Origin of the sequence: Streptomyces erythrochromogenes (genome assembly GCF_040684695.1) — a bacterium.
GTDB classification, from domain to species: Bacteria; Actinomycetota; Actinomycetes; order Streptomycetales; family Streptomycetaceae; genus Streptomyces; species Streptomyces erythrochromogenes_C.
Map to the genome: position 1 here is coordinate 1 of NZ_JBFBGM010000031.1, position 13044 is coordinate 13044.

Annotated in this window: 12 protein-coding genes; 6 read left to right on the top strand and 6 right to left on the bottom strand. The window is 74.7% G+C overall.

The genetic code is table 11. The features are described from left to right. Positions 1–774 precede the first annotated feature (774 nt). Together AB0O53_RS32490 and AB0O53_RS32495 are read left to right on the top strand one after the other, a co-directional pair. Complete coding sequence (locus AB0O53_RS32490) at positions 775–2346, top strand: S8 family peptidase (protein ID WP_350995917.1); 1572 nt, start codon at positions 775–777, stop codon at positions 2344–2346. A 153-nt stretch (positions 2347–2499) separates the two neighbouring features. Continuing rightward, a complete protein-coding gene (locus tag AB0O53_RS32495; RefSeq protein ID WP_350995914.1) occupies positions 2500–3558 on the top strand; it encodes a DUF2804 domain-containing protein in 1059 nt (352 codons plus the stop codon). A gap of 49 nt (positions 3559–3607) precedes the next feature. Here the strand turns inward: AB0O53_RS32495 and AB0O53_RS32500 are convergent, their stop codons facing one another. From AB0O53_RS32500 to AB0O53_RS32515, 4 genes are all read right to left on the bottom strand, one after another. Continuing rightward, positions 3608–5551 carry a hypothetical protein gene (locus AB0O53_RS32500; protein WP_365200417.1) on the bottom strand — a complete coding sequence of 648 codons (1944 nt, stop codon included), beginning with the start codon at positions 5549–5551 and terminating at the stop codon, positions 3608–3610. Between the two features lie 56 nt (positions 5552–5607). Continuing rightward, positions 5608–6051 (bottom strand): STAS domain-containing protein, encoded by a 444-nt coding sequence (locus AB0O53_RS32505; protein ID WP_350995908.1) that lies wholly within the window; start codon positions 6049–6051, stop codon positions 5608–5610. Continuing rightward, positions 6048–7118, bottom strand: a complete 1071-nt coding sequence (locus tag AB0O53_RS32510) for a cobalamin B12-binding domain-containing protein (RefSeq protein WP_350995955.1) — start codon at positions 7116–7118, stop codon at positions 6048–6050. Before AB0O53_RS32510 ends, AB0O53_RS32505 begins: the two co-directional genes overlap by 4 nt. A 77-nt stretch (positions 7119–7195) precedes the next feature. Beyond that, entirely contained in the window at positions 7196–8854 is a 1659-nt protein-coding gene (locus tag AB0O53_RS32515) for a PP2C family protein-serine/threonine phosphatase (RefSeq protein ID WP_403142596.1), read from the bottom strand. Positions 8855–9126: 272 nt separating this feature from the next. Between AB0O53_RS32515 and AB0O53_RS32520 the strand changes: the two genes are divergently transcribed. The 4 genes from AB0O53_RS32520 to AB0O53_RS32535 all read left to right on the top strand — a co-directional run bounded on the left by AB0O53_RS32520 (position 9127) and on the right by AB0O53_RS32535 (position 11631). Further along, positions 9127–9474, top strand: coding sequence for an STAS domain-containing protein (locus tag AB0O53_RS32520; RefSeq protein ID WP_350995905.1), 348 nt, complete (start codon positions 9127–9129; stop codon positions 9472–9474). A 67-nt stretch (positions 9475–9541) separates the two neighbouring features. Then, positions 9542–9973, top strand: coding sequence for an ATP-binding protein (locus AB0O53_RS32525; RefSeq protein WP_350995903.1), 432 nt, complete (start codon positions 9542–9544; stop codon positions 9971–9973). 91 nt (positions 9974–10064) lie between these two features. Then, on the top strand, positions 10065–10778 hold the full coding sequence (locus AB0O53_RS32530; protein ID WP_365200420.1) for a phosphatase PAP2 family protein: 714 nt from the start codon (positions 10065–10067) through the stop codon (positions 10776–10778). Between the two features lie 43 nt (positions 10779–10821). Next, positions 10822–11631, top strand: coding sequence for a phosphatase PAP2 family protein (locus AB0O53_RS32535; RefSeq protein WP_365200423.1), 810 nt, complete (start codon positions 10822–10824; stop codon positions 11629–11631). A 311-nt stretch (positions 11632–11942) separates the two neighbouring features. Here AB0O53_RS32535 and AB0O53_RS32540 read toward each other — a convergent pair whose 3' ends face one another. Continuing rightward, complete coding sequence (locus tag AB0O53_RS32540; protein ID WP_365200426.1) at positions 11943–12236, bottom strand: DUF1905 domain-containing protein; 294 nt, start codon at positions 12234–12236, stop codon at positions 11943–11945. Positions 12237–12532: 296 nt separating this feature from the next. Next, positions 12533–13033, bottom strand: coding sequence for a MarR family winged helix-turn-helix transcriptional regulator (locus AB0O53_RS32545; RefSeq protein WP_350995891.1), 501 nt, complete (start codon positions 13031–13033; stop codon positions 12533–12535). Positions 13034–13044 lie beyond the last annotated feature (11 nt).

Consider the following 13044-nt stretch of genomic DNA (forward strand, 5'->3'; position numbering starts at 1 on the left):
CACCATCCCCGGCCACCACCTCACCGACCTCCCCACACCACCCCACCACCAAGCCGCCCTCGCCACCCTCACCACCTGACACCCCCCACCACCCGGCCGAGCCACACCGTCGCCGCGCGCGACCGCGCCGGGCCGCTCACGAAAATTTCACAACTCGCCTCCCGGGTCCGGTCGTAGGCGATGCGCGCCGGCTTCGCAGCACCGAGCCCCCTCTCCCGGGCCGGGCGTCGATGCCGTCCGCAGGGGGCCTCCACGGACGTCGCCCCGCGCCGTCGGGTGCCGCCGGGGCAGCCCGTCGGAAGCGCGCCGTGGCTTGAATCCGTTCCGGGCGCAGGAGCGGTGGAGGGTGTCGCTCCGCCAGGAGACGTCCGGAAAGACTCAGGCAGGGGCGGCGGCGAGCCGTGACGGTGCGGGAAGGATCCCCCGTCGCGGCGTTCCGGGGCCACCGCCGCTTCCGGCGTGAATGCGCGCCCTCCGGGTCACCGCGGTTCGGGCAGCGCACACGATGGCGAATTGCGGTCGGCGCGCCTGCGGCACCCGGGCCGGGCCCGCGGGCCGTGCCCGCGTCATGTGCGGCACGTCTTTGCTCTTTCATGGCCGGAGCATGGCAAGGATGTTACGCGGCCGTCGGCCTCTTGTGGGCGAGCCAGGGGTGGGTCAACCTTTCGAGGGCAGAGGCGAGTTGACGGGTTGTCATGTGCATGGCCATGGCCTGTCCTGCGGTCGCCTCCGCTTCATCCCCGCAGTGCACCACCCATGAGGAGGACCCCCCACATGTCCGTGATGCGTCACACCCGCCGGAGGTTCGCCGGCATCAGCGCGACCGCCGTCGCGGCCCTCGCGCTCGGCGCGGCCGCCGCACTGCCCGCCTCGGCCGCCGACACCGGCGCCCAGGGCGTCATCGAGAACGCCGGCGCGGCCGGAAGCATCTCCGGCAGCTACATCGTGACCCTGAAGGACTCCGCGGCCCGCTCCACCGCCGACAGCGGCAAGGCCGTGGCGAAGCGGTACGGCGCGAAGATCGACCGGACCTACAGCGCGGCCCTCAACGGCTACTCCATCAAGGTCTCCGAGGCGCAGGCCAGGAAGCTCGCCGCCGACCCGGCCGTCCAGTCGGTCGTCCAGGACCGGGTCTTCACCGTGGACGCGACCCAGCCGAACCCGCCGTCCTGGGGCCTCGACCGGATCGACCAGCGCGCACTGCCGCTGAACCAGAGCTACACCTACCCGGACAAGGCGGGCGAGGGCGTCACCGCGTACATCATCGACACCGGTGTCCGCATCACGCACCAGGACTTCGGCGGCCGCGCCTCCTACGGCTACGACGCCATCGACAACGACAACACCGCCCAGGACGGCCACGGCCACGGCACGCACGTCGCCGGCACCGTCGCGGGCGGCGCGTACGGCGTGGCCAAGAAGGCCAAGATCGTCGGCGTCCGCGTCCTCGACAACAACGGCTCCGGCACGACCGCCCAGGTCGTCGCGGGCATCGACTGGGTGACCCGCAACGCCGTCAAGCCGGCCGTCGCCAACATGTCCCTCGGCGGCGGCGCCGACTCCGCGCTCGACACGGCCGTCCGCAACTCCATAGCCTCCGGCATCACCTACGGCGTCGCGGCGGGCAACGAGTCCACGAACGCCTCCACCAAGTCCCCGGCGCGCGTGACCGAGGCCATCACCGTCGGCGCCACCACGAACACCGACGCCAAGGCGAGCTACTCCAACTACGGCAACGTCCTGGACCTCTTCGCCCCCGGATCCTCCATCACCTCCGCGTGGGGCACCGGCGACACCGCCACCAACACCATCTCCGGCACGTCCATGGCCACGCCGCACGTGGTCGGCGCGGCGGCCCTGTACCTGTCGCAGAACACCTCCAGCACCCCGGCGCAGGTCCGTGACGCCCTGGTCGCGGCCGCCACCCCGAACGTGGTGACCAGCCCCGGTACGGGCTCCCCGAACCTGCTGCTCAACGTCGGTGAGGGCGGCACCGTCCCGCCGGGCAAGCGCTTCGAGAACACCGCCGACTACGCGATCAGCGACAACGCCACCGTCGACTCGCCCGTCACCGTCAGCGGTGTCGCCGGGAACGCCCCGGCGGCGCTGAGCGTCGCGATCGACATCAAGCACACCTACATCGGCGACCTCAAGGTGGACCTGGTCGCACCCGACGGCACCCTCTACAACCTGCACAACCGCTCCGGCGGCAGCGCGGACAACATCATCAAGACCGTGACCGTCAACGCCTCCTCCGAGGTCGCCAACGGAGTGTGGAAGCTCCGCGTGAACGACAACGCGAACCTCGACACCGGAAAGATCGACTCCTGGGCCCTGACGTTCTGAGCGCAGCGCGAGCAGTCGGCGCGTGACTCCTGAACCGCGGTGAACGGATGAACAGGCGGGGGCGACCACGGGGTGGTCGCCCCCGCCGCACGTTCCCGTCGCCGGGGCACGGGCCCCTCGACCGCCCCGCCCGCGGCCGCGTAGGGTCCGCGCATGGCCACGTACGAACGTGAGATCACCGGTCCGGTCGGCCTGTGCCGCCCCGACGGAAGGCTCGATCCCGCTGCGGTCGGCTGGTCCCGACGGCCCCTGCACCACGCGTCGATCCCGGGCTGGGGCCGTACCAAACGGTGGGAGTACTGGTGCGTCACGACACCGACGCACCTGGTCGCCCTCACCGTCAGCGACCTGGACTACCTGGCCCTGAACTCCGTCTACGTGCTGAAGTTCGGGCCCGGCCGGCGGCGCGAGTTCGAGCGGGCCGCGATCGTGCCCGGCGGCCGCGGCGTACACCTGCCCGACACCGTCGCCGGCTCCGCGGGGACGCGTCCCCTCGTCGTGGGGCCCGAGCGGCCCGTACGCGGCCAGGTCCGCATCGAGATCGGCGGGGATCCGGGCGGCACCCGGCTGAGGGCGCGCTGCGCGGGGCCCGGCCGGGTGCCCGTCGAGGTGGACCTGTACGCCGCGCTGCCGGACGGGCACGAGACCCTGTCGGTGGTCGTCCCCTGGAGCGAGCGGCGCTTCCAGTACACCTCCAAGCACACGGCTCGCCCCGCGTCGGGCACCGTCACCGTCGGGGACGACGTCCTGGAGTTCGGGGACGGAGCGTGGGCCGTACTGGACCACGGGCGCGGGCGCTGGCCCCGGAACGTGCGCTGGAACTGGGGGGCCGCTTCGGGGCGTACGGGCGGGCACACCGTCGGGATCCAGCTCGGCGGGCAGTGGACGCGCGGCACGGGCTCGACCGAGAACGCGCTGTGCGTGGACGGCAGGCTCACCAAGATCGGCCGGGAGCTCGTCTGGGACTTCGCCCCCGGCGACCCCCTGGCACCGTGGGCCGTCCACGACGGCCGGGACCGCCGGGACGGGCAGGTGGACCTGCGGTTCACACCGTTCCACGTACGGCGCGTCCGCACGGACGTCGGGCTGATCGGCAACCGTACCGACCAGTGCTTCGGGCATTACACGGGCACCGTCCGCGACGACGCCGGCAGGGAGATCGCGGTCGACGGGCTGCTGGGCTGGGCGGAGGACGTCCGCATGCGGTGGTAGCGGCCGGGAGGCCGGGGCCCGGAACCGGGCCCGGGCCCACGCCTGCCGGTCAGTCGCGGCCGCCTGCCCCTCCGTCGAGGGCCGTGACGGTGCCGCCGCCGGCGAGGGTGCCCGTCAGGGACACCGGGCCGTCCGGGCCGGTCCAGGGGGCGGCGAGGGTGCGTTCGGCCGTGCCGGCGCGGAGCGCACCGGTCGCCGTGATGCCCGCGATCTGCCGGCTCCCCGCGGCCAGCAGGTACCAGCGGCCGGCCGGGGAGCGCCAGCGGAAGCCCGCGAGGAGGTGCTGCCCGAACCGGCCGCAGGCGGCGGTGGACCGGGCCCGTGCCACGTCCTGCGGTGCTCCGGCCTCCAGGCGCAGCCGGACGGTGACGTCGCCGGGCCCGGCCCAGCCGGAGGCCCGTGTGCAGGACCAGACGGCACGGCCCGCGCCGTCGGGCAGTTGGGCGGCCGCGAAGTCCCAGACGTTGACGGCCCGGTACGCGCCCCCGCGCAGTTCGCCGAGCCGGCAGGCCAGCCGTGCCCAGGCCGCGCGGGCCTCGGGGCCGGTGGCTTCGCGCGGCTGGCGGGCGGGGACGGCGGCCGGGCCGTCCGGCAGCGGCGTGTAGGTCAGGTGTACGGGCGACAGCGCGCCGAGGTCGGTGAGGACGAAGGAGTGCTTCTCGACGATGCGGGTCGAGGAGGTGAGTTCGAGGACGGGCCAGGAGGCGCAGGGTCCGCCGGCCGGGGGGACTGCGGCCGGGGCGGTGACCCCGTCGGCGGCGACGGCGAGCGGGTGGCCCGTTTCGCCCGCCCGGAGCAGGTCGCGGGCGGCGGCCGTCGCGATCCAGGGGGCGAGGAGGTAGCGGGCCGAGGCCCCGTCGGAGGTCCGGGACAGAGTGAGGACGGCCGCCGTGGTGACCCCGGCTTCGTCGGTGCGGGTGACGTCGAGGGTGCGGCCGCCCCCGGAGCCGGTGGTGGTCTCGCCGTAGCGCACGACGCGGTCGCCGTCGCGCAGGAGCACCACCGCGCGGCCGTCCAGCTCACCGGCGTAGAGGAGTTGGGGCGGCCGCGCGGGCGGTTCGGCCGTGGTGCCGGGCGCGGTGGCGACCGGGGTCGTGCCCGGCGCGGCCCAGGTGCCGAGGGCCCGGGCCAGCAGGGCGCGGTCGCCGGTCCGGCCGCCGCGGGCGGGCCAGGCGGTGAAGTCGACCCGGGCGGTGTCGGACCACGCCTCGGCGGAGACGCGCTGGAGCCGGGCGGGGTCGAGCGACCCGGAGGCCGCGGGCCCGGCGGCCGGCCGGATGCCCGGATCCGGGCCGGAGCCGTGGACGGACAGCACCGTGAGGGTCAGCGCCAGGGTGGCGAGACCGGCCCAGCAGGCCCGTGCCCTGCGGCGCCGGCGCAGCAGGTCGGTGGGGCGGGCGCTGACCACGCTGGCGTCGAACTCCGGTCGCCGCAGGGCCTGGAGCAGTTCCGCGCCGACGGGCAGGGCGAGGGCCTCGCGTACGGCGTCCGCCGGATCGGCGGCCCCGGCCCGGCGGAGCAGGCGTTCGGTCGCCCCCTGCGGCAGGTCGTCCAGGTGGAGCAGGACGAACGCCGCCCGCATCGGTGCGGGGGCACTGCCGAGCGTCTGGGCGGCCTCGTCGATCCCGCCCGCGGGCGGCCACAGCCTCAGGCCCCACACGAACGGCGGGACGGGCGGCCGGCCGATGCGGGCCCAGGCGCCGCGGGCGGGTCCCGCCGGGACGAGGGTGGCGCGCAGGACGCGGGAGCGGACCAGCGCGAGATGCGGGTCGGGCTCGTCCGTGCCGCGGTCAGCCGGGGCTGGCGCCGCCGGTGTGCCGGCGCGGGGCAGGGCCCGCTGCACGGCCTTGTGGGCCAGCAGGACCCGGGTGTGCCGGCCCAGCGAGTCCGGGAGCGTCAGGTAGGCGAGCCGGACCAGTCGGGGGTAGTGCTCGACAAGGACCGCTTCGGCGTGTTCGACGGCGTCCGAGCCGAATCTCTGAGAGGTGCTCACGCCCGCGTCAAACGAGTGAATCCTGCGATGGTCACACACCGCGCCCGCGAACCCCGCTATTGCGGTGCAGGGCGGGGCTCCGGGGCGCCGGAGGGGGACGTGGGGTGGTTCTCCTCCCCCGGGCCGCCGCGCGCGGCGCCGGTGCGGCGCAGGGGCTGCGGGCCGGCGCCCGGTGCCGTGAGGTGGTCCAGGGTGCCGGTGATCTCCAGGATCCGGTCCAGCTGTACCGTCCGGCCGTCGATGTGGAGCCCCGCGCCCGCCTTGTCGGTCAGGCGCCGGACCATCAGCAGTGCCGCCAGGCCGCTGGAGTCGACGGACGACAGCCCGGCGCAGTCCAGCCGCAGGTCCCTCAGCCCGGGGTGCACGGCGAGGAGGCGGTCGACGGCGTCGATCAGCCGGTCGGCGTGGAGGTGGTCGAGGTCGCCGCTCAGCTCGACGTGCACGGCCTCGTGCGAGGAGGTGTACGTCAGGCCGAGCGGGGCGGAGGGCAGTCTCGTCATTCGGCGGTCCCGGCAGCGGTGAGGAGGGTACGGGTCAGGTCGGCGGCTCCGGCCCGCAGGGTGGCGGTGGTGCGGGGGAAGTCCCGCAGTTCCCGCTCCAGGAGCTCCAGGGCGGGCAGCAGGGAGGCGGCCGGGACGCCACGGGCGTCCAGGACGCCGGCGGTCCACAGCAGGAAGCCGCCGAAGAGGTCCTCGTCGCCGGTGTAGAGGGCGGCGGCCAGGAACTCGACGATGTGGGAGAGGTCCTCGGCGGTGCGCTCGCGCTGCGCCTCGCTGTAGGCGCGCATCGCCGGGTAGGCGTTCTCCAGCTGGTGGAACACGGCCCGGACCAGCCGCGGCCGGCTCCGGGCGACCAGCGTGTACTCCTGGTCGTCGAGGTGGGGCAGGTCGTCGACGGCCTGGTGGCCGGGCCGGGGCCGCGGCAGGGGGCCCCGGGCCAGGTCGTCGGCTGCGGCCCGCGCGTCGGGGGCCCAGGCGTCCGCGCCCAGCAGGCGGGCGTAGCGGCCTTCGGGCCCGAAGGCGGCGCCGCCCACGATCACGGGGGTGCCGACGGCCTGGCAGGCGGTGATGGTCGCGTGCGCGGCGGGCAGCCGGGTCGCGAGGGAGCCGGAGAGGGCCACGGCGTCCGGGCCGGTGCGGTGCAGGTGGGCCACGAGGTGCGGGGCGGGGACCTGCGCGCCGAGGTAGTCGACGCGCCAGCCCCTGATCCGCAGCACCTCGGCCAGGAGCCGGGCGGGCAGGGCGTGCCATTCGCCGTCGACGCAGGCCACCGTGACCCGGCCGCGCGTCGGTTCGGCGCGCGCCGACGGGTGCAGGGCGACGGCGGCGACGGCGCGGTCGTTGATGGCGGTCGCGGCGTGTTCCTGGGCGACGGTGATGCGGTTCGCCGCCCACTCCCGGCCGACCCTGCCCTGTACGGCCGCGATGACGTCGAGCAGGACGTGCTCCGCGCCCGCACCGTCGTCCAGCGCGCGCAGGACCGTGGCGACCGTGGCGGCCTCGTCGAACGCCATCACCGACTCCCAGACCCGTGCCCGCAGTTCCTCCGACGCGGAGGAGGAGAGCATGGCGGCGCAGGTGCCGGCGGAAGGAGCAGGGGCGGTCGAAGGAGCGGTGGCCGGCGCCAAGCCGGTGTCGGACGGGCTCACGCGGTGAACCGCCCGCGGGTGTGGCCGTCGACGGCGCTGAGGTGGTTGGTGCGCGGCGCCGAGATCACGACGACGGCCATGTCGTCGTGGCGGCCCGACCCCACCCACTGCGAGGTGAGCATCTGCACGTGCTCCACGACGGCCTCGGCGGGCATCGCCGCGCACTCCGCCAGGGCGCGGCGCAGCCGCTCCTCCCCGAACATCGCGCCGCCCATGGGCCCTCCCCGTGCCTCGCTGATCCCGTCGGTGTACAGCACGCAGGTGTCCCCCGGCGCCAGTGTCACACAGGCCGTCTCCGTGGTGATCTCGGGCAGCGCGCCGACCAGCGTGCCCTTCGTCCGGGCCTCCTCCACCCGGCCGTCGGAGCGCAGGATCAGCGGGGCGGGGTGTCCGGCGCTCGTCAGGCGCAGTCGCACCGCGTTGCCGTCCCGGGCGGCGGAGGCCAGCACCATGGTGGCGAAGCGGGTGCTCTCGGAGTTGAGCAGTGAGGTGTTGAGCAGGCTGAGGATCCGGTGGTGGTCGTCGGCCATGGGCAGGAGGGCGTGCAGCGTGTTGCGGATCTTGCCCGTCATCACGGCCGCCTCCAGCCCCTTGCCGCACACGTCGCCGAGTACGACGAGGGAAGCTTGGCCCTCGTCCGCGGCCGGGTGCACGTCGTAGAAGTCGCCGCCGACCCGCTCGTGGTCCTTCGACGGCCGGTAGCCGCCGGCGTACTCGACCCCGGAGACCTGGTGCAGCGGGGGCGGCAGGAGCTCGCGCATCAGGGTGTCGGTGATCGACGCCTGCTCCGCGTAGAGCCGGGCGGCCGACATCGCGGCGCCGGCCCGGGCGGCGAACAGGCGCGCGAACACCTCCTCGCCCTCCGTGAACGCGTCCGTCCCGTCGGCGCGCAGCAGTACCAGGGCGCCCGCGGGCACGCCGTGCCCGGGCAGGGGCGTGATGACGATCGACCCGACGGTGTCGAGGCCGTCCGGCACCAGCCAGGCGGGGGCGGCCGACGGGTCGAGCCAGCGCGAGGGTACGGGCGGGAAGCCCTGGAGCGCCTCGGCCAGACCCGGTACCTCCTCGGGGTCGACGGCCGCTCGGGACACCGCGGGGCTGCCCCCGCGGACGCACGACACGATCGGCAGCCCGGATCCGTGGAGGGGGGCGAACACCAGGGCGGCGTCGGCGAGGTGGTCGGCCGCCATCTGGGCCGTGACGTCCATGCACCGGTCGAGGTTGAGGGACGAGAGCAGCAGGTTGGAGGAGCGGACCAGGAACTCGGTGCGTTCCCGTTCCGTCCACAGGGCTTCGCGGGCCAGCCGGTGGTCGGTGTCGTCCACGAGCCACCACACGACCGTCCCGTCGTCACCGGGGGTCGGATGCGCCTCGTACGAGCGGTCGCCGACGGCTCCCCGGACGCTGCCGGTTCCGGCGGGCGGGCGCTGGGCGGGCAGGGGCGCGGTGTGGCGCGCGTGGGCCGAGACCAGCCATCCGGGGACCGCGTCCGCCAGGGCCGAGCCCGGGCGGGCGTCCGGGAACACCAGGCCGGCGGCCTCGTTGGCGTGGACCACGACGGCACGGGCGTCGGCCACCAGCACCGGGTAGGGGGCCTTGCTCCACGACAGGCCCTCGGCGGGCGAGTTCGGCGTCGTCTCGGTGGAAGGAACCAAACGTTGAAGGCCCGCTGCGCGGACCCCTCACCTCTTCATCGTGTTCATCACGTTCATCATGTCGGAAGGACCTGGAACAACCTCGGCACAACAGTTGTCCTACGGCAACCATCCTCCATGGGGCGTGCACCGTGCAACCGGGCCCGGTGCGGACGTGGTGTCGAGGGCTCACCCCCGCGGGTGCCGGAGCGCCGGAATGCCGGACAGCCGGATCATGTGCCGGTATGGAGACCCGGTCACCGGACCCCGCCGCGATGTAGGAGGATGTCCCGGTGACCGGAGAGGAAGCGGTCGTCACCACGACCACAGATCATGACGCGACCGTCATCAGCCTGCACGGCGAAGTCGACGAGGACGGCGCGCCGTTCCTGGCCCGCGCCCTCGTGCGGGCCGCGTCGGCCGGCCTGCCGCGCACGGTGGTGGACCTGTCGGGCGCTCCCTTCGTGGACTCCTCCGTGCTGCACGCGCTGCTCGACGCGCAGCGGGCGCACGCGGCCGCCGGGGCCCTGCTCGTCCTCGCCGGACCGCTGCACACCGCCGTCCGGCGCCTGTTCGAAGTCACCGGGTCCGCGCCGGCGTTCCGCATGGCGGACAGCGTGACCACCGCGATGACATGCTGACCCCCACCCCACGTTCCCGAACGGGTTGTCACGGTATGACCCGTGCCTCCATGGGCAGGCGATGAGCATGAACCCACCCCCGCCGTCCGAAGCCCCCCTGGGCTCGCAGCGGTGCCGCGAGGACGCCGTCGGCGACCGGCAGGCCGCGCCGCCCGCCTCGGCGGCGGCCGCCCGTGAGCACGTCCGCGCACTGCTGCTGCTCGCGGGCGTGGACCTCGACAGCGTCACCGCGGCGGACGCGCTGCTCGTCACGTCGGAGCTGGTGACCAACGCGATCCGGCACGGTGACGGGGTCACGGCCTTCCGGGCCGACATCGCGGACGACGTCCTGCGGCTGTCCATCGCCGATGCCAGCCCCCGCCTCCCCGCGGCCCGTACGGGGACGGTCGACCACCCCGGCGGGTACGGCTGGCCGCTCATCCAGCGGCTGGCGGAGCACGTCGACTGCAGCACCCGCCCCGACGGCAAGACGATCACGACGGCGCTCCGCCTGAGCTGACCCGTCCCGGGAGGGCCGCGGCCGTCCCGCTCCGCCGCCCGGCCACAGGGGCGGGCGCATCATCGGGGCGCGACGGGCAACAAGGGCCTCCATGACGACGGAGAACGGCGGGACCGCGAGGCTCTTGCGGCCCATGTGGCTCGTGACGGCCCAGACCACCTCGATGGTGCTGCTGGGTCTGTGGGTGACGCACGTGGCGGTCGGCCATGGGCCGCTCGCCTTCGAGGACCGATGGTCCGAGGCCTTCGCCGCGCATCGCAGCCCGGTCGGGAACGCCCTCACCGCGGGCCTGTCCCTGCTGGCCGATACGCGGACCGTCGTCGGTGTGACGCTGGTCTGCGTGGCCGCGCTGCTGGTGCTGCCGTCCGCCCCCCGGTGGGCGGAAGCCGTTTTCCTGGGCGCCTCGGTCGCCGTCCAGTCGGCGGTCTTCCTCGTCGTCACGTTCTTCGTGGAGCGTCCCCGCCCCGACGTCCTCCCCCTGGACGGGGCACCGCCCACGTCGAGTTTCCCCTCGGGGCACGTCGGCGCGTCCGTCGCCCTGTACGGAGGGCTGGCGGTCCTCGTGCTGAGCCGTACGCGCGGCCCCTGGCGGTACCTCACGGCCGGGGTGCTGCTGCTCGTGCCGGCCGCGGTCGGGCTGTCCCGGGTCTACCGGGGGATGCACCATCCGTCCGACGTGCTGGGCGGCCTGCTCAACGGCGCCGCGACCCTGTTCGTCCTGGGGTCCGCGGTGCTGTCCGGCGTACCCGAAGGCACCTCGCGCACCTCGCGCACCTCGCCCGCCGCTCCCGCCGCGCACCGCTGAGGCGACCGACCGCGCACCCGCACCGAAGGCAGGTACCACGCTCATGGCACAGTCCACGGCCCGTTCCCGACGCCTCGGCACCGTCCGGGCGGTGTTCGCCAGGCACGCGGGGCCCGACGCGGCGTTCGGCCGCAGACTGGTGCTGGCGGTGACGGCCACGGCCGCGGTGGCGGTGCCGTTCGCCCTGGCCCTCGTACTCGTCGAGTCCCGGTGGCCGCCGCTGTACCGGCTCGACCGGGCCGCCGCGGAGCGGCTGCACCGCACCGCCCTCGAACACCCCTCCTGGGTGCGCGTCCTGGACTTCTTCAGCGGTGTGGTGTGGGACCCGGTGACCATGCGGCTGCTGGTGGCGGGACTGGTGGTGTGGCTCCTGACCCGGCGGGCCTGGCGGCTGGCGATCTGGGCCGCGGTCACGGCGACGTCCGGGGCGCTGATCGGGTTCCTGGTCAAGAACGTGGTGGAGCGGGCCCGTCCGCATCTGCCGGAGCCCGTCGCCCACGCGCCCGGCTTCTCGTTCCCCTCGGGCCACGCCATGGCGGCCACGACCTCCTGCGCCGTACTCCTCATGGTGCTGCTCCCGCTGGTCCCCCGCGCCTGGCGGCCGTTGCCGTGGGCGCTCGCGGCCACCGCGGTCCTGGGCGTGGGCTACACCCGGGTCGCCCTGGGGGTGCACTGGGTGAGCGACGTCGTCGGGGGCTGGCTGCTCGGCGCCGCCGTGGTCACGGCGACGACGTTGGTCTTCGCGGCCTGGCGGGCCGACACCGGGCGCCCCCGTACGGCGGTGGGCGAGGGGCTGGAGCCCGAGGTCGCGTCCGCCGCCGACCCGGAGGGCCCTTCCCGCCATGCATCTTGACGTCTCCTCACATCTGTTGTGAACAGATGCGTTTGAAGGCGGGCTTTCGGGTCAGACGCGTGGTGTCGGAAGTCAACGGCTTCCGGTGCGGGCCCCACCGCACGGCGTCCCTTCCCCCCGGCGCCGTGCGGCCGGCCCGGCTGAACGACGGGCTGCCGCCGGACCCGTACGGCACCCGGACACCCCGCCCGCCCCGGCGCCTCCCGCGCCGGCGGGGCCGGTGTCCGGCGAACCCCCGGCGCCGGCGCTCGTACCGCCGCCCCCGGGCAGCGGGCCACCGGCGGCACCGGCCCGGAACTCCCCGATCCGCGTCAGCCCTGCAGGCGTACGGTCATCTCGACGGTGACCTCGTTCCCCGCCACCAGACCCATCGGCTTCCGAACGGCGTTCTTGACGGGCAGCCAGTACCCGCCGTCCTTCGGGAACAGCGACGTCTCGAAGGTGACTTCGCCGATGCGGGCCTCCACCGGCACGACGCCCCAGCCGTACGTGGCCATCGCGGCGACCTGCTGAACGTCGGCGGCCTGTTCTTCCGGGACGGGGACGAAGTAGAACGGCGCGGGTCCGCGCCACTCCACCACACGGCCGTCGAAGACGATGTGCACGGGTGTTCCCTCCTCGGGACGGCTAGGCCGTCTCTTTCGGATCTTGTCGGCCGAGCCCGCGTTGTCCGGTGCCGTGCATCGCAAGGCGGAGGAGCTCCTCGTGTACTGGCCGTACTCGGGAGCCCCGACAACCTGGGGGTCCCCCCGGACGGAGTCTGGGGGATGAGGTGCGGTGCCGGGCAGCGCGGGCCCGGCAAGATCCGAAAGAGACGGCCTAGGGGAGCGCGGTACGGCGGGCCCACCCTACGCGAGGGCCTGTTCCCGGTCCCGGGACCGTGCTCGGCCCCGGGCCCGGGTCAGGCGGTCCTGCTCGGCCAGGACTCCGGGGGCGCCAGCCGCAGCGGCTTCGCGACCGCCGCGCAGAAGTCCGCGAGCCCCGCCGCGAGCGCGGCGCGCGAGGCCTGCGGCATCGCGGCCATCGCCTCGGCCAGCACCTCCTGCCTGCGGGCGCGCAGCCGTTCGAGGTACGTGCGGCCCGCGGGCGTCAGCTGCAGGAGCACCTCGCGGCGGTCGTCCGAACCCGGGTGCCGTTCGAGGAAGCCGACGGCCTGCAGGCGGTCGCACAGCCGGGTGACCGACGGCGGGGCCGCCTCCAGCAGCCTGCCGAGCTCGCGCAGGTTCATCTGGTCGTTCCCCTCGACGAGGAACAGCACCCGGGCCTGAGCGGAGGAGACGGGCGGGGCGCTGGCGGTGTCCCGGCCGCGCTCCCAGACCACCTCCAACAGCTCGATCAGCTCGCTCATTTCCGCAACCGCCGACACGGCGGGCCGCGGGGAGCCGATCGAAGGCTGACTCATGTGACACTCCC